Source organism: Kocuria oxytropis (genome assembly GCF_040981195.1).
GTDB lineage: Bacteria > Actinomycetota > Actinomycetes > Actinomycetales > Micrococcaceae > Kocuria > Kocuria oxytropis.
This window is the reverse complement of sequence record NZ_JAVFXA010000006.1, coordinates 78,770-100,767: the sequence shown is the minus strand read 5'-3', so window position 1 is coordinate 100,767 and position 21,998 is coordinate 78,770. Positions and strand designations below refer to the sequence as shown.

Sequence of the window (21,998 nt, the reverse complement as noted above, 5' to 3'; positions counted from 1 at the left end):
GCCGTCGTGCTCGTCCGGTGTCTGCTGGTTCAGACCGTAACAGGCGGTCGCGGAACGGGCCGATCAGCGTGCCCGGCGCTGCACGCCGTGGCCGTTCGCAGCGACCGGTCCTAAAATGGGGGGCAGGGGTGACGGTCATGGACTGGACCGAGGAACAGGTCACCGAGATGCGCTCCGACCGGGCGGTCTACCGGGACCGGGTGCAGGGGACCGCCCTGACCTGGGTGCGCACCGGGGACGAGACCGGCGGGGAGTACAGCCTCATGTACGCCGAGTACGACCCGGGCATCACCGTGTTCCCGCACTACCACACGCGCTACACCGAGACCCTCAGAATGTTCGAGGGCACCCTCGAGGGCCGGATCGCCGGGCGCCCGGTGCGGTTGCAGGACGGTGACGAGGCCGTGGTGCCCCCGCGCGCGGTGCACGGCTGGCGCTCCACCGGCGACCGGCGGCTGCGCTTCGTGCTGGAGGTCCGCCCCGCCCACACCGGATTCGAGAAGTGGCTGGTGACCCTGCAGAACATGGCCAACGACGGGCTGACCCACCCCGACGGCCGACCGCGGAAGCTCTCCCACGCGGCGCTGATCCTCGTGGAGTCCGACATCAACCTCCCCGGCCCCGGCCGGGCCCTGATGCCGGCGTTCCGGGTGCTGGCGGCCCTGGCCCGGCGCCGGGGCGTCGCCCGCCGGCTGGAGCAGCGCTACTACCGCCGGGCCTGAGCCGGCCCCCGGGGCGGGGACCGACGGTGCGGGCGACGATCGCAGGTGAAGATCACCGCTGCATGGGACGTCGGGGACGGCAGCGGCACCGCTCAGACCCGCACGGTGGTGCGCGTCGACACGTTCCGGCCCGCGGACGTGGCGCTGATCCAGCTCTCCTCCCCGTTCGTGCAACGGACCCTGGCTCCGGACCGGACCCGGCTGATCAACGCCGACGGGCAGTTCCCGTACTTCGGCTCCGAGGGCGGCATGGCGCTGACGGTGTTCGGGCGCGGCATCTTCGCCTTCGCCACCGGCTCGGGGGACGGCGTGGTCCCCTCCCAGAGCGACGGGCAGTACCGTGTCGGCTACGCGCGGGTCACCGAGGCCACCGACCCCGACCTGTACTGGTACGCCAGCAAGGACGGGGGATTCATCGCCGGAGGAGACAGCGGCGGACCGTCGTTCGCCTTGACCTTCACCGGCTACGCGCTGGTGGGCGTCCACGCCCTCGCCACCGTGGAGTACGCGCCCGGCAAGGACGCCACCCCCACCCCGTGGACCTGGGTCTCGGCCACACCCAAGGCCGCCGATGCCCCGTTGCGACCGCTGCGCGAGCAGCTGGAGGCGATCATGGGCCCCGCCGCGCCGGCCGCCCCTCCGCCGTCCCCACCGTTCCTCGGTGTCTTTCCCACCACAGGCCCCTCGGTCGACGACGAGGTCATCGAGACCTTCCGCACACGGGCGGTGAAGGTGGCCGCGAAGGGCTTCGCCACCGGCTTCCCGAACTTCCACTACGCCCGCTAGGGCCTGGATCACGTCGGGGGCGGATTCCCGAACATGTACCACGCCCGGAAGACGGTCTTCGACCCCATCCGCGGAGGGCAGCGCGAGGAGGTCGTGTGCGGCACGGTGCTCCTGCGTCCCGGGCCTGCCGAGTGGGCCGACATCTTCCTGTTCCGGGACCCGGCCTGACCCCGGCTCCGACGGTCGTTGCTCGCGGGGTTCAGCCGGTGCGCGGGAGCCGGCGGACCATGGCCACGCTGCTGCCGGCTACGAAGCCGTACAGGAACGCCCCGACCGGCTCGAAGCCGTGCTCCCGGACCGCCCGGGCGATCCGGTCCTGGCCCTCGTCGGCGCCCGTGTAGCCGGTGACGGTGCCGGCGGCGAAGACGGGGCCGGCTCCGCTCTCGCTCTCCACGACCTTCCAGCGGGTGGGTCCGTCGTAGCCGGGACCGGCGTCCGCGCCCCACTCCACCACCAGGGCGTACAGCGTGTCGGTGCCCTCCTCCAGCACCTCGACGGCGCGGGCGACCCTGCTGCGCAGGACGTGGATGTCGCCACCGCACTCCTGTTCGAGGTGCTCCCGCAGGAAGGCGAGCAGCGCGTCGTCGGGCATGGAGGTGCTCCTTCTCGCTCCGGTGGCCGTCCGGGCACGGCGTCCGTGGCACCGATGGTAGGCCTCACGGAGGCGCAGGGCCACGGGAGCACCGCGCGGGCAGGTCCCTCGTCCCGGAGCGATCCGGGCGGAGGTCTCAGCCGGTGATCGAGATCCGGACCCCGTCCCGGGGCGCCGGCACGTCGTAGACGGCCGTGTAGTTCAGGACGGCGGTCCAGACCGCCACACGGACGTCGGTCTCGGACAGGCCCGGCGGGAAGGAGGACACGGTCACGGCCCACTCCAGGCCGTCGAACAGCACCTCCACGGACGTGACGACGACGCCCCGCGCGGCCAGTGCTCCGACGACGCCGCTGCGGACGAGGGCCTCGGAGGGGTGGGTGTGGGGGATGGTGGTCATGGTGGTCGTCCTTCCGGCGGGAGCTCGGATCGGAGCTCACGTCCATTGAGTCGCATCCACTCGCAGAAGTAATGCCCACTCTTTGCCCGACAGCGCGGCGGCGGAGGAGTTCGCGCCGGCGCCGACGCCGCAGGGGGCACCCTCAGCACTACCGGCGGGTCCACTCAGCGGTAGTTCCGAAGCGTGACCGGACCGCGTCCGGATCGTCATCATTTGCTATTGAGCGCCTTGTCAGAAGCGAATTACGCTGACCTCACCATATTCACCGAGGGGGAACACAGTGAAAACTCTGGAAAAGATGGTAGCGAGCGTCGCGGTGGCGGGTCTGCTGTTCGGGGGCGCAGCGGCACCGGCCTTTGCCGGCGATGACCATCGCGACGGCAAAGGACACGGGCACGGCAAGAAGGACGAGCGCAAGAACGACGAGGTGGATGTCGTCGTCAAGTACCGGCACCACGGCCACTGGAAGTCGAGGACCTACGAGGACAAGAGCCTCAAGCAGGCCGCGTCCATCGCCAAGGAGAAGTGCCACGGCGGCGACTGGTGGGGCTACTACAAGGACGCCCGCAAGGTGGACCGCACGGGCAAGTCGGACAAGGTCTGCGACAAGCGCTACGTGAAGGTCTACTTCGAGCAGGACGAGGACAAGGACTGGGATCACGACCACGATCACGACCACGGCAAGGACAAGGGCAAGGGCAAGGACGACAAGGACTGACTCCGTGGTCGGTTCCACCCACTGACGGGAGGGCCCGTCCGGCAGCACCGGACGGGCCCTCCCGCACGTCCGGACGTGCCCGCGTCACGGCTGCGCGCTCGTCCGCCCGCGGCGTCCCCGGTGGTAGCTTGGTCCTCAGTCCACGTACTTTTCTTCACATCAACGGAGGCGGGCATGAGTCATTCGGTAGGCCCCAGCACGGGCGGGGCGTCGGGAACGCGGTCGGAGCACTCCGACCCCGGATCGGCCTCGATCCTCGACGTCGTCAAGGTCTTCGCCCGGCTGCTGCCCAAGCAGCTCAAGGACGAGGCGCAGCTCGCCAAGATCGAGCTGACGGAGAAGGCGAAGACGCTGGGCAAGGGCGCAGCCTTCGTCGTCGTCGGCCTGGTCTTCCTGCTGCTGGCCACGATCGCCCTCGTGGGCGCGGCGATCGCCGGGCTGGCGCAGGTCATGCCGGCCTGGCTGGCCGCCCTGCTGCTCGCCGTGCTGTTCCTGGTGGTCCTCGCCGTCGCCGCGCTCATCGGGGTGTCGACCATCAAGAAGGCCCTGCCGCTCGTGCCGCGCAAGGCGGTCTTCGGGACGAAGTACGACCTCGGCGTGGTCAAGGAGGGCTCTGCCTACACCGAGGGACGCGTCCAGCGGGAGGAGCAGCTGGCCCGGGAGCGCAAGGAGCAGGAGAAGCGCGAGGCGGCCCAGGACCCCGCCCGGCAGAAGCCCCCGGCGCCCACCGAGGAGCAGCTGCGTCACCGGCTCAAGCTGCGCCGCGAGCACCTCAAGACGCTGCGCGACGACGTCCAGGGCCGCGCGGAGACCATCCAGGCCACGACCAAGGGCTTCGTGGACCGCACCAGCCGCACCGTCAAGACCACCCCGAAGGACGTCAAGGGGCTGCTGTCGCAGGGCGGGGTCAAGACGGGCAACGGCCAGTCCGGGCTCGGCGAGCGGTGGCAGCCGCTCACGGTGCTGGCCGTGGCGGGGAGCGCGTTCGTCGTGTTCCTGCGCAAGCTGTTCCGGTGACCTCGCCGTCCACGGGCCGCCCGTGGACGAGTGCACCGTGCGAAGGCCCGGAAGCCGCCGGCTTCCGGGCCTTCCCCGTGCGTTCACCGGGCGTCCACGCATCCCGGGCCGGCGGGACGCGCGGGCTCGATAGACTCCCGGGCGTGACGAGTGAAGGGAGGACGCCGTGAGCCAGTGGCTGGCCGTCGCCCTGGCGCTGCTCTCCGCGGTGTGCCTGGCCGTGGGGACGCAGCAGCAGGGCAGCGCCGTGGCCGACGTGGCGCACGGGCGTCTGGGTCTGCGCAGCATCGCCGTCCTGCTGCGCCGTCCCCGCTGGCTGCTCGGCCTCGGCCTGCTGGGCGCCGGCACCGCGCTCAACGTCACGGCCCTGGGGCTGGCCACCGTGACGGTCGTCCAGCCGATCGGCGTGGTGGCCCTGGTCATCACCACGCTCCTGCACGCCCGGCACCGCCGGCTGCGGATCAACCGGCGCACCTGGACGGCGATCGGGCTGTGCACCGCGGGCGGCGCGGTGTTCGTGACCTGCGCCGTGGCGGCCACCGATCCGGCCCGGGGCATCTCGCAGTGGGCCGAGCAGACCGTGGTGGTGACGCTGGTGGTGCTGACCTGCGTCCTCGGGGTCTCGGCGGCGATGTTCGGGCGCAGCCTGGGCGGGACCTTCTACGTGGTGGGGGCCGGCATCCTCTACGGCTTCGTGGCGGTGCTCGTGCGCCTGACGCTCATCCGGATCCAGGGCAGCGCCGGGTCACCCCTGGACGAGGTCAACTGGGCGGCGGTCTCCGCAGCGGCCGTCGCGGCCGTGCTCGGCGGGTGGTTCGTGCAGACCGCCTTCGCCGCCGGACCCCCGGACATCGTGATCGCCGGTCTCACCGTGATCGACCCCATGGTGGGCGTGCTCCTGGGGATGCTGGTCCTCGGCGAGGCCGCCCCAGGCTTCTCCGTCCCGGTCGGCGTGCTCATGGCCGCGGCCGGCGGCATTGCTATAGTCGGGGTCGCCGTGCTCTCCCAACACCACCCGGAGGTGCTGGAACGCCGCGCCGGGCTCACCCAGCAGCACCGGGCGCGGCGCGTGCCGGGACCCCCGGCGCGGCACCCGGCGGCGCGGCACTCCGCGGCCCCCGGCCGACCGGTGCCCGACCGTCCCGTCCACGACCGCCCAGCCCACGACCGACCGGGAAGACACGCTTGAGCGCCGACACCACGACCTCAGACCGCCCCCTGACCGTCCTCCTGGGCGCCGAGACCTATCCGCCGGACGTGAACGGGGCCGCCCAGTTCGGGCACCGGCTCGCCCGCGGACTGCACGAGCAGGGCCACCGGGTGCACGTGCTGTGCGCCCGCCCCGGACCGGGGCCGTCCTGCCGGCAGGAGGACGACGGCGTGGTGGAGCACCGCCTCCGCTCCCATCGGGCGTTCACGCACCCGTACTTCCGGCTGTGCTTCCCGTGGCAGGTCGCCGCGCAGATCCGCCGAGTGCTCGACGACGTCCGCCCCGACGTCGTGCACGTCCAGAACCACTACATCCTCGGCCGGATGCTGGTGCGGGAAGCCCGCCGGCGGGGCATCCGCACGGTGGCCACGAACCACTTCGTCCCCGAGAACCTGGAGCCGTTCCTGCCGTTCCCCGCGTGGGTGCTGGAGCGCTACCGCGCGGTCTCGTGGCGGGACATGGTGCGGGTGTTCGGCGCATGCGACGTGGTGACCGCGCCCACCCCGCTCGCCGTCGAGACGATGCGCCGCAACGGCTTCCCCGACTCCGTGCTCGCCGTGTCCAACGGCATCCGGATCACCGACTACGAGGCCCACGAGGGCGAGCAACGGCAGCAGACCGGACCTCCGACCATCCTGTTCACGGGCCGGCTGGCGGTCGAGAAGAACGTCGACGTGCTCATCGAGGCCCTCTCCGTGCTGCCCGCCGAGCTGGACGCCCATCTCGAGCTGGTGGGCGACGGCGAGCAGCGCCCCGCGCTCGAGAAGCTCGCGCGGGGCCTCGGGGTCGCCGACCGGGTCCGCTTCCGGGGCTACGTGCCGGACGAGGAGCTGCGCGCGGCCTACCTGCGGGCCGACGTGTTCTGCCAGCCGGGCACCGCGGAGCTGCAGTCGCTGGTGACCCTCGAGGCGATGGCCGCGTCACGGCCCGTGGTCCTGGCCGACGCCCGCGCCCTGCCGCACCTGGCCGAGGACGGGGTCAACGGCTGGCTCTTCACCCCGGGCGACGCCCAGGACCTCGCCCGCAAGCTCGCCCTCGTGCTGCAGGCCCCGGCGGAGGAGCGCGAGCGGATGGGCCGCGAGAGCCGCCGCAAGGTCGCCCAGCACAGCTTCCCGCGGACCCTCGAGACGTTCCTGCGGCTCTACCGCGGCGAGTACCCGGAGCCGGCCCGGCCCCGGACCCCCGGCGCCGGGCGGCTGCGCAGCAGGCTGGCCGCGCTCGTGCGGTAACGTGGTGCTGCGCCGCCGGGCCCGGCCCGGCGCGGGGCCGTAGCTCAGCTGGTCAGAGCAGAGGACTCATAATCCTTCGGTCGTGGGTTCAAGCCCCACCGGCCCTACTCCCGCACCCCTCCCGCCGTGCCCGTCCCGGGGGAGGGGTGCACCTGCCGGCCCCGTCCGTCCACCGGGTGCGCGGCCGCCGCGGATGTGGTGCACTGGTGGTCCCAGCCGCGCACCACCCACACCGAAGGACCCCGAGATGAGCCGCCGCACGCCGTGGAGCCTCCTGTCCGTCGCCCTCCTGGCGCTCGCCGCGCTGACCGGCTGCGACACCACCGCGGAGGAGGTCGAAGAGGGCGCCGACCAGGTCCAGCAGGAGGTCGAGCAGGGCGCCGGGGAGCTGCAGGAGGGTGCCGAGCAGCTCCAGCAGGAGGTCGAGCAGGGCGCCGGGGAGCTGCAGGAGGGTGCCGAGCAGCTCCAGCAGGAGGTCGAGCAGGGCGCCGGGGAGCTGCAGGAGGGTGCCGAGCAGCTCCAGCAGGAGGTCGAGCAGGGCGTCGAGGACGCTCAGCGCTGAGCACGCTCCCGGCCCGGCACGGGCAGCAGCACCGACGGGCCGAGCGCGCCGACGAAGCCGAGCGGATTGACGTAGGCGCCGTCCCGGCGCACGCCCCAGTGCAGGCAGGACCCCGGGGCGCAGTGCCCGCCGCCCCGCAGCACGCCGACCACCTGACCGCGCCGGACCCGGTCACCGGCGACCAGGTCCGACTCGACGGGCTCGACGCTCGAGCGCAGCCCCCGGCCGTGGTCGATCGTGAGCACGGGGCGATCCACCACGAACCCCACGAAGCTCACCGTCCCCGGTGCCGGTGCGCGCACCGCCGCGCCCGGCTCCGCCGCCAGGTCCACGCCGCGGTGCCCGCGTCCCCACCGGTGGGCGGGTGCGACCCACTCGGCGACCACGGCCGGGCGCGGGGCCAGCGGCCACGACCACCGCTGCGCCGCGGCGCCGGGGGAGGGGAGGGCGGACCCGAGCACGAGCACGAGCGCGAGCACCAGCGCCGCCCGGCTCGCCGGGGGGAGCCCCGCCCGCCGGCGCTGCGGTCGGGGAGGACGGGGGGACGGAACGGGGCGGACGGACATGTCCCCACCATCGCCCCCGGTCCGGCCGCCCGGGGACCGTGCGGCACCGTGCTGTGGACGCCTCCGCAGCCCGCCCGGCGGGTGCCGGTCGTGTGCAGGGCGGACCGGGCCCTGTAGTACACTGGGCGGCGCAGTGTGCTCTCCCGCGCCCATCGTGGCGTGCCCCCGTGACCACCCCGGACCCGGCCCCGACGCCGGGCACGACGGCACGGAGGCGAGCCGCTGACTTCGCGCGCAGCGCCGCCGGGAGTTCTGCTCCCGGCCCGGCCGCCCCGGTCCGCGTTCCCCGTCCCGGCGGGGTGCGGCACGGCGTCCGGGTGACGGGCCCCCAGGGTCCGCCCACCGCTGCGCCAGGGGCTCGTCCGCCGGACGCAGCCGATAACCGTACCCGCGGGCCGGGCGTCCTCGCACGCCCTCCCGCACGAGAACAAGGAGACGACATGTCTGTCGTTACCATGCGCCAGCTCCTCGACAGCGGCGTGCACTTCGGCCACCAGACCCGACGCTGGAACCCGAAGATGAAGCGCTTCATCTTCACCGAGCGCAACGGCATCTACATCATCGACCTCCAGCAGTCGCTGTCGTTCATCGACCGCGCCTACGAGGCCGTCAAGACCACCGTGGCCCACGGCGGCACCATCCTCTTCGTCGGCACCAAGAAGCAGGCCCAGGAGGCCATCGCCGAGCAGGCCACCCGCGTGGGCATGCCCTACGTGAACCACCGCTGGCTCGGCGGCATGCTCACCAACTTCGCCACGGTCTCCAAGCGCATCGAGCGCATGAAGGAGCTCGAGGAGATCGACTTCGACGACGTCGCCGGCTCGCAGTACACCAAGAAGGAGCTGCTGCTCCTGCGCCGCGAGAAGGAGAAGCTGGAGCGCACCCTCGGCGGCATCCGCAACCTGACCAAGGCCCCGTCCCTGATCTGGATCGTGGACACCAAGAAGGAGCACCTCGCGGTGGACGAGGCCCAGAAGCTGGGCATCCCCGTCGTCGCGATCCTCGACACCAACTGCGACCCCGACGAGGTCGCCTTCCCGATCCCGGGCAACGACGACGCCATCCGCTCCGTCAACCTGCTGACCCGCGTGATCGCCGACGCCGTGGCCGAGGGCCTCATGGAGCGCCACAACAAGAAGTCCGGCGGCGCCGACCAGGCCGCCGAGCCGATGGCCGAGTGGGAGCGCGAGCTGCTCGAGCAGCACGCCGCCGAGCAGACCGCCGCCGCGGAGACCCCGGCCGAGACCGCTGCCGAGGCCCCCGCCGAGGCTCCGGCCGAGACCGCCGCCGCGACCGAGGCCCCCGCCGAGACCGAGACCGCCGCCGAGTAGTCTCCGTCCACCGTTCGTTCCCCCGGGCCGGGCACGGTCCCAGCCCGGGGCCGGCCGGGGCGGGCCCGTGCCCGCCCCGGCCGGCACCACCGACTACGTGAGGAGTTTCCATGGCGAACTACACCGCCACTGAGATCAAGGCCCTGCGCGAGCGCACAGGCGCCGGCATGCTCGACGTCAAGAAGGCGCTCGACGAGGCCGACGGCGACCTCCAGAAGGCGCAGGAGATCATCCGCGTCAAGGGCCTCAAGGGCGTGACCAAGCGCGAGGGCCGGGCCACGGCCGAGGGCCTCGTCGCCGCGCGCGTCGAGGGCACCGTCGGGTACATGGTCGAGGTCAACTCCGAGACCGACTTCGTGGCGAAGTCCGCCCCGTTCGTCGAGTTCGGCAACAAGGTGCTCGACGCCGCCGTGGCCGCCGATGCCACCACGCTCGAGGCCCTCATGGACGCGCAGGTCGACGGCAAGGCCGTCTCCGAGCTCGTCACCGAGACCGGTGCCCTGCTCGGCGAGAAGGTCGTCGTGCGCCGCATCGCCCGCGTCGAGGGCGACAACGTGGCCGTCTACCTGCACAAGACCTCCAAGGACCTCCCGGCCCAGGTCGGCGTGCTGCTGGCCGTCGCCGGCGCCGACGCGGGCCAGGTCGCCCACGACGTCGCCGTGCACATCGCCGCGATGTCCCCGACGTTCCTCTCCCAGGAGGACGTGCCCGCCGAGACCGTCGAGTCCGAGAAGCGTGTCGCCGAGGAGACGGCCCGCGCCGAGGGCAAGCCGGAGAAGATCCTGCCGAACATCATCAACGGCCGGCTCAAGGGCTACTACAAGGACGTCGTGCTGCTCGAGCAGGACTTCGCGAAGGACTCCAAGAAGACCGTCGGCACGGTGCTCGAGGAGGCCGGCGCCACCGCCACGGCCTTCGCCCGCTTCCGCGTCGGCGCCTGACCGGTCCACGCCGGGCGCCCCGCGCCCGCCGCACGAGAGGAGACGCCCCCGCACCGCGGGGGCGTCTCCTCTGTCGTTCTCCTCCCGCCTCGTGCGCGTCCAACCTTCGAGCCCGACCTTTCGGGCCGGCACCTTTCGAGCCGGCACCTTTCCCGCTCCGACCTGCGGCGACGCCGTCGGGGCCCCGGCGTCCGGCCTCGGCGGGCAGGGGTGTTCTGTATGCTGAGGGAGGCCGCCCCCGCACCAGCCGCACCCGCGCGGGGTCCGGCCGTCCACCATGCTCCGTCGTCGCCGGGAGGAACCATGCCCACCACTTCTGCCTCCGAGATCCAGGACGAGGCCCTGCGCCTGAGCAGGGACCCGCGGGTCGCCCCCACCCGGCGCCGGGTGCTGCTCAAGCTCTCCGGGGAGGTCTTCGGCGGCGGCTCCATCGGGGTGGACACCCGGGTGGTCCGGGACATCGCCGAGCAGATCGCGGCCACCGTGGGCCAGGTCGAGACCGCCATCGTGGTGGGCGGCGGCAACTTCTTCCGCGGCGCGGAGCTGTCCCAGGCGGGCATGGACCGCTCGCGGGCGGACTACATGGGGATGCTCGGCACCGTCATGAACTGCCTCGCCCTGCAGGACTTCCTCGAGCAGTGCGGGGTCGACACCCGTGTGCAGTCCGCGATCAAGATGGAGCAGGTCGCCGAGGTGTACATCCCGCGCCGGGCCATCCGCCACATGGAGAAGGACCGCGTCGTGATCTTCGGCGCCGGCGCCGGGCTGCCCTACTTCTCGACCGACACCGTGGCGGCCCAGCGCGCCCTCGAGGTGCACGCCGACGAGGTCCTCATGGCCAAGAACGGCGTGGACGGCGTCTACACGGCCGATCCCCGCACCACCCCGGACGCCCAGCGGCTGTCCACCCTCACCTACGGCGAGGCCCTCGCCCGCGACATCCGCGTCATGGACCAGACGGCCTTCAGCCTGTGCCGGGACAACGACGTGACCATGCGCGTCTTCGGCATGGAGGGGGAGGGCAACGTCACCCGCGCCATCCTCGGCGAGCAGATCGGCACCCTCGTCACCGCGTGAGCCGGCGCGGGACGGGCCACGGTTAGACTGGGCCCAGCATGGCCGGGCCGCGCGCAGCGACCGGCCGGACCCACTCCGCGCGGAGGACTCCGTGCGACACGACGAAGGAGCCCCTACATGATCTCAGAGACCATGTCCGACGCGAGGACCAAGATGGGCAAGGCCGTGGACGGCGCCAAGGAGGACTTCGCCGCGATCCGCACGGGGCGGGCCAACCCCTCGCTGTTCTCGGGCCTGCTGGTCGAGTACTACGGCACCCCCACCCCGCTGCAGCAGCTCGCCTCCTTCCAGAACCCCGAGGCGCGCACGCTGCTCATCACGCCGTACGACCGCTCCGCCCTCAACGACATCGAGAAGGCGCTGCGCAACTCCGACATCGGGGCCAACCCCGCCAACGACGGCAACGTGATCCGCGTGGTCATGCCGGAGCTCACGCAGGAGCGGCGCAAGGAGTACGTCAAGATCGTCGGGCACAAGGCCGAGGAGGCGCGGGTGTCCGTGCGCAACATCCGCCGGCACGCGAAGGACCTGATCGAGAAGGCCGTCAAGGACGGCGACATCGGCGAGGACGAGGGCAAGCGCGCCGAGAAGGACCTCGACGCCACGACCAAGAAGCACATCGACCAGATCGACGAGATGCTCAAGAACAAGGAAGCGGAGCTGCTGCAGGTCTGATGCCCGACCAGCGACGACCGCACCAGGAGACGAGGACCTCCCCCGGCGCCGCCGGGGGAGTCTTCTCCCCACGGGCCCGGCCCGCACCGGTTCCGGCCGGGGCGTCGCCGGACCCGGGACGGCGGCACACCGCGCCCTCCCGCGCCGGGCGGAACCTTCCCGCCGCCGTGGGCGTCGCCGTGGTGCTCATCGGGACCCTGCTCGTCGGCCTGTTCGTCCAGCCCCTCGTGCTGGCGCTCCTCGCCGGGACGGCCGCGGGGATCGGCGTCTGGGAGGTCGGACGCTCGCTGCGTTACGGCGGGATCGCCATTCCGCGGGTGCCGGCGGTGGCCGCGGGCGTGCTGATGCCCGTGGCGGCCTTCGCCGGGGGCGGCGAGGCGCTCATGATGGCCGTGATCGTGGGGCTGACCCTCGTGATCGTGTGGCGGGCCCTGGGGCACCGGGACGGCATGATCCTCTCGATCATGGGCTCCGTCTTCGCCCTGGTGTGGGTGGGGTTCATGCTCGGCATCGCGCTGCTGCTCTACCACACCGAGGCCGGGCCCCTGAAAGTGCTCACCGTGATCCTGCTGGCCGTCGGCTCCGACACGTGCGGCTACGCCGTGGGCGTGATCTGGGGCCGCCACCCCATGGCGCCGCGGATCAGCCCCAAGAAGTCCTGGGAGGGCTTCGCCGGCTCCCTGGGCGGTTCGGTGGTCATCGGCGTGCTGTGCGCCGTCCTGCTGCTCGACCACGCCTGGTGGCAGGGCGCCCTGCTGGCCGCCGCCCTCGTGCTCGCCGCCACGCTCGGGGACTTCTCCGAGTCCATGGTCAAGCGCGAGCTCGGGATCAAGGACATGGGCACGCTGCTGCCCGGTCACGGGGGCGTGATGGACCGGATCGACTCCATCCTCTTCGCCGTCCCGGCCGGCTACCTGCTCTTCGCGCTGTTCGCCGCGGGCGCCTGAGCCGGACCGCGAGGACCGCCGGCCCATGCCCTCCGACCGCCCGGACGACCTGCCGCCCGCCACCCGCGTCCCCCGGTGCGCCCGGACCGAGCTCGGCTACGACGTTCCGCAGGTGGACGAGTTCCTGGCCGCCGTGCACGCCGCCCTCGAGTGCGGCCCCGAGGCCGCGGTGCGTCCCGGGACCCTCACGAGCACGCAGGTGCGTGCGGCCGTGTTCGCCGGGACCCGCGGCGGCTACCGGCCCGCGGCCGTCGACGAGCTCCTCGACGAGGCCGAGGACGCCCTCGCCGCCGCCGAGCGCGCGCGGTTCCTGCGCGAGCGGGGCCCCCGGGCCTGGCAGGAGCACCTCGACGCCCTGACCCGGTCGCTGCGCCACCGCCTCGATCGCCCGCGCACCCGGCGCTTCCGGCACCCCTCCCGGGCCCGTGCCCTGGGCTACTCCGCGGCGCACGTGGACGTGCTGTGCGAGCGCCTGGAGGCACGGCTGGGCGGCACGGGACCCCTGGAGCCGGCCGAGGTGCGCCGGGCCGTGTTCCCGCCCGCGCACGGCGAGCGCGGCTACGAGGAGCACCAGGTGGACGCCTTCCTGGACCGCGCCGTGCAGCTGCTGCTGGCGCTGCGCTGAACCGGGCGCCCGGAGCGCTCTGTGTATACATGCTGGACCAGGCAACGTCCAGATTTCCGATCATGTGTGGCGAATGACCCCGATCGGGCAACTTTTCGGCGGTGCGTCTTGCCTCTGTGCATACAACGCCCTAGTGTGGGCCACATCACATGAGGAGGTAGCCCATGTCCCACCAGCCACCGATCGACGCCGACGACCTCGTCGCCGACGTCGACTTCCCCGCGGCCCAGCGGTCGCCCGAGTTCCAGGAGCTGCGGAAGACGCACCGCGGCTTCGTCTTCCCGCTCGCCGTCGCCTTCCTGGTCTGGTACCTGCTGTACGTGGTGCTCGCCATGTACGTCCCGCAGCTGTTCGCCATCCAGGTGATCGGCAACGTCAACCTGGGCGTCGTCCTGGGCCTGCTCCAGTTCGTCACGACCTTCGCGATCACGGGCGCCTACGTGTCCTTCGCCAACCGCAAGCTGGACCCGAAAGCCACGGCCATCCGGGAGCGGCTCGAGCCCAGCCTCGGTCCCGCCGGCGGCGTCCACGGACAGGAGAACTGACCGATGAACCCACTCAACAGCGCGCTCGTGCCCATGACGACCGCCACCACGGAGACGGTGGGCACGCCCTGGATCAACATCTCCATCTTCGGCGCGTTCGTCGTCGTGACGATGGTCATCGTCCTGCGGGCCTCGAAGTCCACGTCCACGGCGGCCGACTACTACGCCGGCGGACGCGGCTTCAGCGGCACCCAGAACGGGCTGGCCATCGCGGGCGACTACCTCTCGGCGGCGTCCTTCCTGGGCATCGTGGGGGCGATCGCGCTCCAGGGCTACGACGGGTTCCTGTACTCGATCGGCTTCCTCGTGGCCTGGCTGGTGGCGCTGCTGCTCATCGCCGAGCTGCTGCGCAACACCGGCAAGTTCACCATGGCGGACGTGCTGTCCTTCCGCCTGCGCCAGCGCCCCGTGCGCGTGGCCGCCTCCATCTCCACCCTCGCCGTGTCCGCGTTCTACCTGCTCGCCCAGATGGCCGGCGCCGGAGCCCTGGTGTCGCTGCTGCTGGGGATCGGCTCCAAGGCCGGCCAGTCGCTGGTGATCGTGATCGTGGGCGTGCTCATGATCGTCTACGTGCTCGTGGGCGGCATGAAGGGCACCACCTACGTGCAGATCATCAAGGCGGTCCTGCTCGTCTCGGGCGTGGCGGTCATGACCGTGTGGATCCTGGCGCTGTACGGCTTCAACTTCTCCTCGCTGCTCGGTGACGCGGTCGCCGTCTCCGGGAACCCGGCCATTCTGGAGCCGGGCCTGAAGTACGGCGTGAGCGAGACCAGCAAGCTCGACTTCATCTCCCTGGGCCTGGCCCTCGTCTTCGGCGCCGCGGGCCTGCCCCACGTGCTGATGCGCTTCTACACGGTCCCCACCGCCAAGGAGGCCCGCACCTCCGTGGTCTGGGCGATCTCCCTGATCGGCCTGTTCTACCTCTTCACCCTCATCCTGGGCTTCGGCGCGGCGGCCCTCATCGGCTCCGAGCGGATCCAGGCCGCCCCCGGCGGCGTGAACTCCGCGGCCCCGCTGCTCGCCTTCGAGCTCGGCGGGTCCCTGCTGATGGGCATCATCGCCGCGGTGGCCTTCGCCACCATCCTGGCGGTCGTCGCCGGCCTGGCCATCACCGCCTCGGCGTCCTTCGCCCACGACATCTACACCAGCGTGATCAAGAAGGGGAAATCCGACCCCCGCCAGGAGCTGAAGGTCGCCAAGACCACCGTGGTGGTCATCGGCCTGGTCTCCATCGCGGGCGGCATCGGCGCCCAGGGCCAGAACGTCGCGTTCCTCGTGGCGCTGGCGTTCGCGGTCGCGGCCTCGGCGAACCTGCCGACCATCCTGTACTCCCTGTACTGGCGTCGCTTCACCACCCGCGGCGCGGTCTGGTCCATGTACGGCGGCCTGTTCATCTCCGTGGGCCTGATCGTCTTCTCCCCGGTGATGTCCGGAGCCGAGACGTCGATGATCCCGACCGCGGACTTCGCGTGGTTCCCGCTGCAGAACCCGGGCCTGGTCTCGATCCCGGCCTCCTTCCTCCTCGGTTTCATCGGTTCCATGACGGAGCGCCGGCTCGAGGACCCCGTCAAGCAGTCCGAGATGGAGGTGCGCTCCCTCACAGGCATCGGCGCGGAGAAGCCTGTCGCCCACTGACGCCACTTCCGCTCCCACCTGGGACGATCCCCGGCCCGCCCGAAGCCCCGGCTTCCGGCGGGCCGGTCCGTTTTCCCGTCGGCCCCCGAGAATTCGCCTCCGTGAAAAGACAGGCGGCTGATCGTCGGTTAGTGTTGGCCCCGAAGCCGGTCCAGGGTATTCCAGGGATACTCGCCGGTTGCGTACACTGAAAGTCCCTCCCGGGACGGATAAGGAGCCATCATGGGAATCATCAGCTGGATCGTCCTCGGCCTCATCGCCGGCGCCCTCGCCAAGCTCATCATGCCGGGCAACCAGGGCGGCGGAATTCTCGTCACCATGGTCCTCGGCATCGTCGGAGCCCTCCTCGGAGGTTTCCTCGGCTCGCTGATCGGCATCGGCGACCTGGAGTCCGTCTTCGACATCGGTACCATCATCACCGCCGTCGTGGGAGCGCTCATCGTGCTCTTCATCTGGGGTGCGGTCACCGGCCGCAAGGGCCGCACGACGCACTGACCCGACCACACCGGTCCCCGAGGCCCCGTCCACCGCTGCCGGTGGACGGGGCCTCGTCGCACCCGGGCCTCCCGCCCCGGGCCCCCGCGGCCCGCACGGTGCCGGCGGGGACCCGGGGCGGGCCGGGGCCGGGGGATACTGGGGCCATGACGTCCCCCGCCTCCTCGCCCCGCACCCGCCCGACGCCCGAGCTGCAGGCCCTGGCCGCCGCCGGTCCCCGCAGGATCGTCGTCCTGGGCTCCACGGGCTCGATCGGCACCCAGGCCCTCGACGTCGTCCGGGCCGCACGCGGGCTCGAGGGGCCGGAGCCGTTCCGCGTGACCGCCCTCGCCGCGGGGCGCGGCCACCTCGAGCTGCTGGCCGAGCAGGCCGTCGAGACCCGGGCCTCCCTGGTGGCCACGAGCGGCACCGGCCAGGACGCCGCCCGACTGGCCGGCCTGATCGCGGAGCGGGCCGGGGCCGCCGGGGCGTGGGGCTACCGCCCGCACATCGAGCACGGGCCCGGTGCGGCGTCGGCGGCCGCGGCCCATCCCGACGCGGACCTGGTGCTCAACGGGATCACCGGGTCCATCGGGCTCGCCCCCACGCTGGCGGCGCTCGGGGCCGGGCACAAGCTGGCCCTGGCGAACAAGGAGTCGCTGATCGCCGGCGGCGCCCTCGTCCGCTCCGCCGCGGCGGCCACCGGGGACCCGGACGCGCTGATCCCCGTGGACTCCGAGCACTCCGCGCTGGCCCAGGCGCTGCGCGGCGGAACGGCCGGGGAGGTGGACCGGCTCGTCCTCACGGCCTCCGGCGGGCCGTTCCGCGGCCGGTCCCGGGCGGAGCTGGAGTCGGTCACCCCGCGGGACGCCCTGCGGCACCCCACGTGGGACATGGGGCTGATGGTGACCACCAACTCGGCGACCATGGTGAACAAGGCGCTCGAGGTGCTCGAGGCGCACCTGCTCTTCGACGTGCCCCTCGAGCGCATCGACGTGGTCGTCCACCCGCAGTCGGTGGTCCACTCCATGGTCCAGTTCGTGGACGGCTCCACCCTCGCCCAGGCCTCGCCCCCGGACATGCGCCTGCCCATCGCCCTCGGCCTGGCCTGGCCGCACCGGGTGCCCGGGGCCGCGCTGCCGTGCGACTGGACGCGCGCCACCGAGTGGACCTTCGAACCCCTCGACCCGGTGGTGTTCCCGGCCGTGGAGCTGATCAAGGCCGCGGGGGAGCGGGGCGGGACCTTCCCCGCGGTGTTCAACGCCGCCAACGAGGAGGCGGTGCACGCCTTCCACGACGGCCGGATCCGCTTCCCGGCCATCGTGGACACGGTCGAGGCGGTGCTGGAGGAGCACGACGGGTCCGGGGAGCCGGACCTGGAGGCGGTCCTCGAGGCCGAGCGCTGGGCACGGTGCCGCGCCCAGGAGGTCCTGGCCGGCTGACCCGGCCGCCGGCTCCGGCGCTCCCGGGTCCCGCCTCCCGCGCTCCCGGCCCGGCGCCGCGAGCGGGCGCGTCCGTGCTAGTCTGTCGGCCGGATGACGAGTCCCAGCACCGAGCCCTGGCTTGCTGGGCGGCAACCCTCTCCCGTAGTGGGGTGCCCCAGGTGAACCATCCGGCCACGGCCGAGGACGGCCGGCGGCAAGTACGGCTCGACGCCTGCCGCGCCCTTCCGCGCGCCGATCGGCCGTCGCCGCCGGTCCCCGGCCCCGGTGAAGACCTCCGACACCAACGGACCCACGGAAAGGCACCACATGCGATCGCAGCGCCTCCCCCTCCTCGCACTGGCCACGACCCTCGGCCTCACCCTCACCGCCTGCGGCGGCTCCGCCGGGGAGTCCTCCGGCGAGGGTGTCCTGGCCGACGACAAGGTCACCATCGGCGTGGTGGGCACCGACCCGACCCACGACGCCCTGAAGAAGCTGGCCGAGGAGCAGGGCATCACGGTCGAGTACGTCGACTTCTCCGACTACAACCAGCCGAACCCCGCCACCGAGTCCGGCGACGTGGAGATGACCTGGTTCCAGCACGTCCCGTTCCTCGCCGACTACAACAACTCCGCGGGGGGCTCCATCACCCCGATCGGCTCGACCTCGATCTACCCGCTGGGGCTGTACTCCAACCAGTACGAATCCGTGGAGCAGTTCCAGAAGGGCGACGAGATCGCCGTGCCCAACGACGCCGTGAACCTCTCCCGCGCGCTGCTCGTGCTCGAGTCCGCCGGCCTCGTGGAGCTGACCTCGGACACCCTCATCCCCACCGAGCTCGACGTCGACACCGAGGCCTCCACGGTGAAGGTCACGCCCGTCTCGGCGGAGCAGACGGTGCTGTCCCTGGACTCGGTGGCCGGCTCGGTCATCAACAACGACTTCCTGTCCCGGGCGGACATCGACCCGAAGTCGGCGCTCGCCCAGGACGACCCCGAGGCCGAGGGCTCCCGGGCCTACGTCAACCTCTTCACCACGACGGAGGAGCTCGCCGACGACGAGACCCTGCGGAAGGTCGCGGCCCTCTACCACGAGCAGCCCGTGATCGACGCCGAGATGGAGGAGACCAAGGGCACCGCCGTGCCGCTGCAGCTCGAGCCGGAGGAGCTGCAGGACCTCACCCAGCGCTACCAGCAGGAGCTGAAGGACCAGCAGCAGTGAGCGCGGAGGGACCCACCGGGCCGTCCCCGTCCGGGCGCCCCGAGGAGGTGCTCGTCCGCTTCGAGAACGTCTCCAAGACCTTCCGCACCGGCACGGGCCGGGCGGCCCGCGAGGTGGTGGCGGTCGACGACGTCAGCCTCGAGGTCCGCCGCGGCGAGATCTTCGGCGTGATCGGCTACTCGGGGGCGGGCAAGTCCACCCTCGTGCGCCTGATCAACGGGCTCGAGCCGGTGACCTCCGGGTCCCTGACCGTGGAGGGGTTCGAGGTGGCCGGCCGGCGCGAGACGGAGCTGGCGCCCGTGCGGCAGGAGATCGGCATGATCTTCCAGCAGTTCAACCTCTTCACCTCCCGGACCGTGGCCGGCAACGTCGAGTACCCGCTCAAGCGGGCCGGCTGGCCGAAGGAGAAGCGCCGTGCCCGGGTGGCCGAGCTGCTCGAGTTCGTGGGCCTGGCCGCCCGCGCCGGGAACTACCCGGAGCAGCTCTCCGGCGGGCAGAAGCAGCGCGTGGGCATCGCCCGCGCCCTGGCCACCAGCCCGAAGCTGCTGCTGGCCGACGAGTCGACGAGCGCCCTGGACCCGGAGACCACGCAGGAGGTGCTGCAGGTGCTGCAGCGGGTCAACCGGGAGCTGGGGATCACCATCGTGATCATCACCCACGAGATGGACGTGGTGCGGGCCATCGCGGACCGGGTGGCCGTGATGCAGGACGGGAAGGTCGTGGAGCACGGCTCCACCGTGGACATCTTCGCCCGGCCGCGCACCGAGACCGCCCACCGCTTCGTCTCCTCCGTGCTGCACTCGGAGCCCGACGCCCGCGACGTGGCACGGCTGCGCCGCACCCACCGGGGGCGCCTGGTCATCGTGGACGTCGGCGACGGCGTGGACATCGGCGGGGTGCTCTCGGACGGCGCCGCCCGCGGGGTCCGCTTCACCATCGCCTACGGGGGCATCAGCGTGCTCCAGGAGCAGTCGTTCGGTTCCCTGACCTTCGAGCTCACGGGCGAGGACGCGGCCGTGCAGGCCGTGGTCGACGAGATGTCCCGGATCACGACCCTGAGAGAGGTGGCCGCGTGAACGACTGGTCCGTCCTGGGACCCGAGCTGCTGGCCGCGCTCGGGGAGACCCTCTACATGGTGGCCGTCACGCTGCTGCTCGCCGGCCTGCTGGGACTGCTCGTGGGCGTGGGGCTCTACGTCACCCGCCGCGGCAACATCCTGGAGAACCGCGCGGTCCACGAGGGCCTGAACCTCGTGGTGAACTTCGTCCGCCCGATCCCGTTCATCATCCTGCTGGCCGCCCTCGGCCCGGTGACCCAGGAGGTCGTCGGCACCCGCCTGGGCCCCAACGCGGCGATCTTCGCGATGACCATCGGGGCGATGTTCGCCGTGGCGCGGATCGTCGAGCAGAACCTCATGAGCGTGGACCCGGGCGTCGTGGAGGCGGCCCGCTCCATGGGGGTCTCCCGCGGCCGGATCATCACCACGGTGATCCTGCCCGAGGCGCTGGGACCCCTGGTGCTCGGCTACACCTTCCTCGTCATCGGCATCACCGACATGTCGGCGATGGCCGGGGCCATCGGCGCCGGCGGCCTGGGCGACTTCGCCCTGCGGCTGGGCTACCAGCGGTTCAACGACGAGGTCACGTGGGCCGCGGTCGCCGTGATCGTGGTCCTGGTCCAGCTCGTGCAGGTGGTGGGCAACCGGCTGGCCCGCCGGATCCTGCGCCGCTGAGCGGTTCCGCCCGCGCCCGCGACGGCCGGTGCGCCTCCTCCGGGAGGGGCACCGGCCGTCGTCGTCCGGTGCGCCTGACGGGCACCGTCCAGGATGGTGGTGCACACTGGTCCTCGCCGTGCGCAGCGCACGGTCCCCCCGGTCCCCGGCGCCCGCCGGGGACCGCCGACGATCCCGGGAGGTCCGACGGATGGGCGTCGTGCTGTTCCTCGTGGGCGTGCTGCTGGCCGCGGTCGCCATCGCGGTCTCCATCGCCCTCCACGAGATCGGCCACCTGGTGCCGGCCAAGCTCTTCGGCGTGCGCGTCACGCAGTACATGGTCGGGTTCGGGCGCACGGTCGTCTCCCGCCGCCGGGGCGAGACGGAGTACGGGCTCAAGGCCGTCCCGCTGGGCGGCTACATCTCCATGGTGGGGATGTACCCGCCGGCGCGCGCGGGCACCACGGCCCGCGCCTCCAGCACCGGGGTGTTCCAGCAGCTGGCCGCGGAGGCCCGCGGCGCCGCCGCGGACCAGCTCGCCCCCGGCGACGAGCACCGCACGTTCTACCGCCTGCCCGTGTGGAAGCGGATCGTGATCATGCTCGGCGGTCCGGTCATGAACCTGCTGCTCGGGGCGCTGTGCCTCGCGGTCCTGCTCTCCGGCTTCGGCACGGCGACGCCCACCACCACGGTGGCGTGGGTCTCCGAGTGCGTCGTGGCCGCCGAGCGGAGCAGCGCGGGGCAGGCCGAGTGCCGGCCGGAGGACCCCCAGGCCCCCGCGAACGCCGCCGGGCTGCGCCCCGGGGACGTCGTCACGGCCGTCGACGGCGCCCCGGTCGCCTCCTGGACCGAGCTCACCGGCCGGATCCGGGACCGGGCCGGGGAGCGGATCCCGCTGGTGATCGAGCGGGACGGGCGGACCGTGACCACCCAGCTGACCCCGATCCTGTCCTCGCGGCCCGTGCTGGACGACACCGGGGCCGCGGTGACCGGCGAGGACGGGACCCCCCGCTACGAGGAGGTCGGTTTCATCGGGATCAGCCCCACCACCGAGCCGGTCCGGCAGCCGCTGACCGCGGTGCCGCCGGCGGTGCTCGACGGCCTGCAGCAGATCGCCGGGGTCGTCCTGCACCTGCCGCAGCGGGTCTACGAGGTGGCCGAGGCCGCGTTCTCCGACGCCCCGCGGGACCCGGACGGACCCATCTCCGTGGTGGGGGTCGGGCGGATCTCCGGGGAGATCGCCGCGCACGAGGAGATCGCGCTGCGGGACAAGGCCGCCTCCCTCGTGGGACTGATCGGCTCCGTGAACCTGGCGCTGTTCGTGTTCAACCTCCTCCCGCTGCTGCCGCTCGACGGCGGGCACGTCGCCGGCGCCCTGTGGGAGGGGCTGCGGCGGGGGAGCGCGCGGCTGCTCGGCCACCGCGACCCCGGTCCCTTCGACCCCGCCCGGCTGCTGCCGGTGACCTACGCGGTGGCCGTGCTCATGATCGGGATGTCCGCCCTGCTGGTGTACGCGGACATCGTCAAGCCCGTCCAGCTGTTCTGACGCCCGCCCCGGAGCATGGGGCACAATGGGAACCGGCGACGGGC

At 72.4% G+C, this 21,998-nt stretch carries 25 protein-coding genes, 1 tRNA gene and 1 riboswitch; of the genes, 23 read left to right on the top strand and 3 right to left on the bottom strand.

Going from position 1 to position 21,998, the window contains the following annotated elements; genetic code table 11:
- The first annotated feature begins 137 nt into the window (after positions 1-137).
- From QYM41_RS08165 to QYM41_RS08155, 3 genes are read left to right on the top strand one after another with little or no spacing between them, the layout of a single operon-like run.
- Positions 138-722 carry a cupin domain-containing protein gene (locus QYM41_RS08165; protein ID WP_368799241.1) on the top strand — a complete coding sequence of 195 codons (585 nt, stop codon included), beginning with the start codon at positions 138-140 and terminating at the stop codon, positions 720-722.
- Between the two features lie 45 nt (positions 723-767).
- Positions 768-1,508, top strand: coding sequence for a hypothetical protein (locus QYM41_RS08160; RefSeq protein WP_368799240.1), 741 nt, complete (start codon positions 768-770; stop codon positions 1,506-1,508).
- A gap of 33 nt (positions 1,509-1,541) precedes the next feature.
- Positions 1,542-1,676 (top strand): hypothetical protein, encoded by a 135-nt coding sequence (locus QYM41_RS08155; RefSeq protein WP_368799239.1) that lies wholly within the window; start codon positions 1,542-1,544, stop codon positions 1,674-1,676.
- Positions 1,677-1,707: 31 nt separating this feature from the next.
- On the opposite strand, the gene QYM41_RS08150 is transcribed toward QYM41_RS08155, so the two are convergent.
- Positions 1,708-2,100, bottom strand: a complete 393-nt coding sequence (locus tag QYM41_RS08150; RefSeq protein WP_368799238.1) for a hypothetical protein — start codon at positions 2,098-2,100, stop codon at positions 1,708-1,710.
- A 136-nt stretch (positions 2,101-2,236) separates the two neighbouring features.
- Entirely contained in the window at positions 2,237-2,500 is a 264-nt protein-coding gene (locus tag QYM41_RS08145) for a hypothetical protein (protein WP_368799237.1), read from the bottom strand.
- A gap of 427 nt (positions 2,501-2,927) precedes the next feature.
- Between QYM41_RS08145 and QYM41_RS08140 the strand changes: the two genes are divergently transcribed.
- The 6 genes from QYM41_RS08140 to QYM41_RS08115 all read left to right on the top strand — a co-directional run bounded on the left by QYM41_RS08140 (position 2,928) and on the right by QYM41_RS08115 (position 7,236).
- The gene (locus tag QYM41_RS08140; RefSeq protein ID WP_368799236.1) at positions 2,928-3,218 is read left to right on the top strand and encodes a hypothetical protein; all 291 of its coding nucleotides are present in this window, start codon (positions 2,928-2,930) and stop codon (positions 3,216-3,218) included.
- Between the two features lie 174 nt (positions 3,219-3,392).
- Positions 3,393-4,235 (top strand): phage holin family protein, encoded by an 843-nt coding sequence (locus tag QYM41_RS08135; protein ID WP_368799235.1) that lies wholly within the window; start codon positions 3,393-3,395, stop codon positions 4,233-4,235.
- A 166-nt stretch (positions 4,236-4,401) separates the two neighbouring features.
- Entirely contained in the window at positions 4,402-5,424 is a 1,023-nt protein-coding gene (locus tag QYM41_RS08130) for a DMT family transporter (protein WP_368799234.1), read from the top strand.
- Complete coding sequence (locus QYM41_RS08125) at positions 5,421-6,674, top strand: glycosyltransferase (protein WP_368799233.1); 1,254 nt, start codon at positions 5,421-5,423, stop codon at positions 6,672-6,674. The genes QYM41_RS08130 and QYM41_RS08125 overlap by 4 nt, the downstream gene beginning before the upstream one ends.
- Before the next feature lie 33 nt (positions 6,675-6,707).
- Positions 6,708-6,781, top strand: a tRNA-Ile gene (locus QYM41_RS08120).
- A 140-nt stretch (positions 6,782-6,921) separates the two neighbouring features.
- Complete coding sequence (locus tag QYM41_RS08115) at positions 6,922-7,236, top strand: hypothetical protein (protein ID WP_368799232.1); 315 nt, start codon at positions 6,922-6,924, stop codon at positions 7,234-7,236.
- Here the strand turns inward: QYM41_RS08115 and QYM41_RS08110 are convergent.
- Positions 7,227-7,802, bottom strand: coding sequence for a murein hydrolase activator EnvC family protein (locus QYM41_RS08110; protein WP_368799231.1), 576 nt, complete (start codon positions 7,800-7,802; stop codon positions 7,227-7,229). The two genes, QYM41_RS08115 and QYM41_RS08110, sit on opposite strands and share 10 nt — an antisense overlap.
- Positions 7,803-8,242: 440 nt before the next feature.
- On the opposite strand from QYM41_RS08110, the gene rpsB reads away from it, so the two are divergent.
- From rpsB to QYM41_RS08040, 14 genes are all read left to right on the top strand, one after another.
- The gene (gene rpsB, locus QYM41_RS08105) at positions 8,243-9,133 is read left to right on the top strand and encodes a 30S ribosomal protein S2 (RefSeq protein ID WP_368799230.1); all 891 of its coding nucleotides are present in this window, start codon (positions 8,243-8,245) and stop codon (positions 9,131-9,133) included.
- A gap of 110 nt (positions 9,134-9,243) precedes the next feature.
- Positions 9,244-10,074, top strand: coding sequence for a translation elongation factor Ts (gene tsf / locus QYM41_RS08100; protein ID WP_368799229.1), 831 nt, complete (start codon positions 9,244-9,246; stop codon positions 10,072-10,074).
- 303 nt (positions 10,075-10,377) lie between these two features.
- Positions 10,378-11,151, top strand: a complete 774-nt coding sequence (pyrH, locus tag QYM41_RS08095) for a UMP kinase (protein ID WP_368799228.1) — start codon at positions 10,378-10,380, stop codon at positions 11,149-11,151.
- Positions 11,152-11,268: 117 nt separating this feature from the next.
- Entirely contained in the window at positions 11,269-11,826 is a 558-nt protein-coding gene (frr, locus tag QYM41_RS08090; RefSeq protein ID WP_368799227.1) for a ribosome recycling factor, read from the top strand.
- Between the two features lie 167 nt (positions 11,827-11,993).
- Entirely contained in the window at positions 11,994-12,773 is a 780-nt protein-coding gene (locus QYM41_RS08085; RefSeq protein ID WP_368799226.1) for a phosphatidate cytidylyltransferase, read from the top strand.
- Positions 12,774-12,798: 25 nt separating this feature from the next.
- Entirely contained in the window at positions 12,799-13,398 is a 600-nt protein-coding gene (locus QYM41_RS08080; RefSeq protein ID WP_368799225.1) for a DivIVA domain-containing protein, read from the top strand.
- Between the two features lie 164 nt (positions 13,399-13,562).
- Positions 13,563-13,943, top strand: coding sequence for a DUF485 domain-containing protein (locus QYM41_RS08075; RefSeq protein WP_368799224.1), 381 nt, complete (start codon positions 13,563-13,565; stop codon positions 13,941-13,943).
- 3 nt (positions 13,944-13,946) lie between these two features.
- Positions 13,947-15,578 (top strand): monocarboxylic acid transporter, encoded by a 1,632-nt coding sequence (locus QYM41_RS08070; protein WP_368799223.1) that lies wholly within the window; start codon positions 13,947-13,949, stop codon positions 15,576-15,578.
- Positions 15,579-15,800: 222 nt separating this feature from the next.
- Positions 15,801-16,073 carry a GlsB/YeaQ/YmgE family stress response membrane protein gene (locus QYM41_RS08065; protein ID WP_368799222.1) on the top strand — a complete coding sequence of 91 codons (273 nt, stop codon included), beginning with the start codon at positions 15,801-15,803 and terminating at the stop codon, positions 16,071-16,073.
- A 146-nt stretch (positions 16,074-16,219) separates the two neighbouring features.
- A complete protein-coding gene (gene dxr, locus QYM41_RS08060) occupies positions 16,220-17,494 on the top strand; it encodes a 1-deoxy-D-xylulose-5-phosphate reductoisomerase (protein ID WP_368799221.1) in 1,275 nt (424 codons plus the stop codon).
- A 92-nt stretch (positions 17,495-17,586) separates the two neighbouring features.
- Positions 17,587-17,703: riboswitch (SAM riboswitch) on the top strand.
- A 100-nt stretch (positions 17,704-17,803) separates the two neighbouring features.
- Complete coding sequence (locus QYM41_RS08055; RefSeq protein WP_368799220.1) at positions 17,804-18,697, top strand: MetQ/NlpA family ABC transporter substrate-binding protein; 894 nt, start codon at positions 17,804-17,806, stop codon at positions 18,695-18,697.
- On the top strand, positions 18,694-19,773 hold the full coding sequence (locus tag QYM41_RS08050; RefSeq protein ID WP_368799219.1) for a methionine ABC transporter ATP-binding protein: 1,080 nt from the start codon (positions 18,694-18,696) through the stop codon (positions 19,771-19,773). Before QYM41_RS08055 ends, QYM41_RS08050 begins: the two co-directional genes overlap by 4 nt.
- A 56-nt stretch (positions 19,774-19,829) precedes the next feature.
- Positions 19,830-20,429 carry a methionine ABC transporter permease gene (locus QYM41_RS08045; protein WP_438612567.1) on the top strand — a complete coding sequence of 200 codons (600 nt, stop codon included), beginning with the start codon at positions 19,830-19,832 and terminating at the stop codon, positions 20,427-20,429.
- A gap of 190 nt (positions 20,430-20,619) precedes the next feature.
- Positions 20,620-21,954 (top strand): M50 family metallopeptidase, encoded by a 1,335-nt coding sequence (locus QYM41_RS08040; protein WP_368799217.1) that lies wholly within the window; start codon positions 20,620-20,622, stop codon positions 21,952-21,954.
- The last annotated feature ends 44 nt before the right edge of the window (positions 21,955-21,998 follow it).

Coding starts and splice junctions, on each gene's coding strand:
- QYM41_RS08165 (WP_368799241.1), top strand. CDS start 138: ATGGACTGGACCGAGGAACAGGTCACCGAGATGCGCTCCGACCGGGCG.
- QYM41_RS08155 (WP_368799239.1), top strand. CDS start 1,542: ATGTACCACGCCCGGAAGACGGTCTTCGACCCCATCCGCGGAGGGCAG.
- QYM41_RS08150 (WP_368799238.1), bottom strand. CDS start 2,100: ATGCCCGACGACGCGCTGCTCGCCTTCCTGCGGGAGCACCTCGAACAG.
- QYM41_RS08145 (WP_368799237.1), bottom strand. CDS start 2,500: ATGACCACCATCCCCCACACCCACCCCTCCGAGGCCCTCGTCCGCAGC.
- QYM41_RS08135 (WP_368799235.1), top strand. CDS start 3,393: ATGAGTCATTCGGTAGGCCCCAGCACGGGCGGGGCGTCGGGAACGCGG.
- QYM41_RS08115 (WP_368799232.1), top strand. CDS start 6,922: ATGAGCCGCCGCACGCCGTGGAGCCTCCTGTCCGTCGCCCTCCTGGCG.
- QYM41_RS08110 (WP_368799231.1), bottom strand. CDS start 7,802: ATGTCCGTCCGCCCCGTTCCGTCCCCCCGTCCTCCCCGACCGCAGCGC.
- rpsB (WP_368799230.1), top strand. CDS start 8,243: ATGTCTGTCGTTACCATGCGCCAGCTCCTCGACAGCGGCGTGCACTTC.
- tsf (WP_368799229.1), top strand. CDS start 9,244: ATGGCGAACTACACCGCCACTGAGATCAAGGCCCTGCGCGAGCGCACA.
- pyrH (WP_368799228.1), top strand. CDS start 10,378: ATGCCCACCACTTCTGCCTCCGAGATCCAGGACGAGGCCCTGCGCCTG.
- frr (WP_368799227.1), top strand. CDS start 11,269: ATGATCTCAGAGACCATGTCCGACGCGAGGACCAAGATGGGCAAGGCC.
- QYM41_RS08080 (WP_368799225.1), top strand. CDS start 12,799: ATGCCCTCCGACCGCCCGGACGACCTGCCGCCCGCCACCCGCGTCCCC.
- QYM41_RS08075 (WP_368799224.1), top strand. CDS start 13,563: ATGTCCCACCAGCCACCGATCGACGCCGACGACCTCGTCGCCGACGTC.
- QYM41_RS08070 (WP_368799223.1), top strand. CDS start 13,947: ATGAACCCACTCAACAGCGCGCTCGTGCCCATGACGACCGCCACCACG.
- QYM41_RS08065 (WP_368799222.1), top strand. CDS start 15,801: ATGGGAATCATCAGCTGGATCGTCCTCGGCCTCATCGCCGGCGCCCTC.
- dxr (WP_368799221.1), top strand. CDS start 16,220: ATGACGTCCCCCGCCTCCTCGCCCCGCACCCGCCCGACGCCCGAGCTG.
- QYM41_RS08055 (WP_368799220.1), top strand. CDS start 17,804: ATGCGATCGCAGCGCCTCCCCCTCCTCGCACTGGCCACGACCCTCGGC.
- QYM41_RS08045 (WP_438612567.1), top strand. CDS start 19,830: ATGGTGGCCGTCACGCTGCTGCTCGCCGGCCTGCTGGGACTGCTCGTG.
- QYM41_RS08040 (WP_368799217.1), top strand. CDS start 20,620: ATGGGCGTCGTGCTGTTCCTCGTGGGCGTGCTGCTGGCCGCGGTCGCC.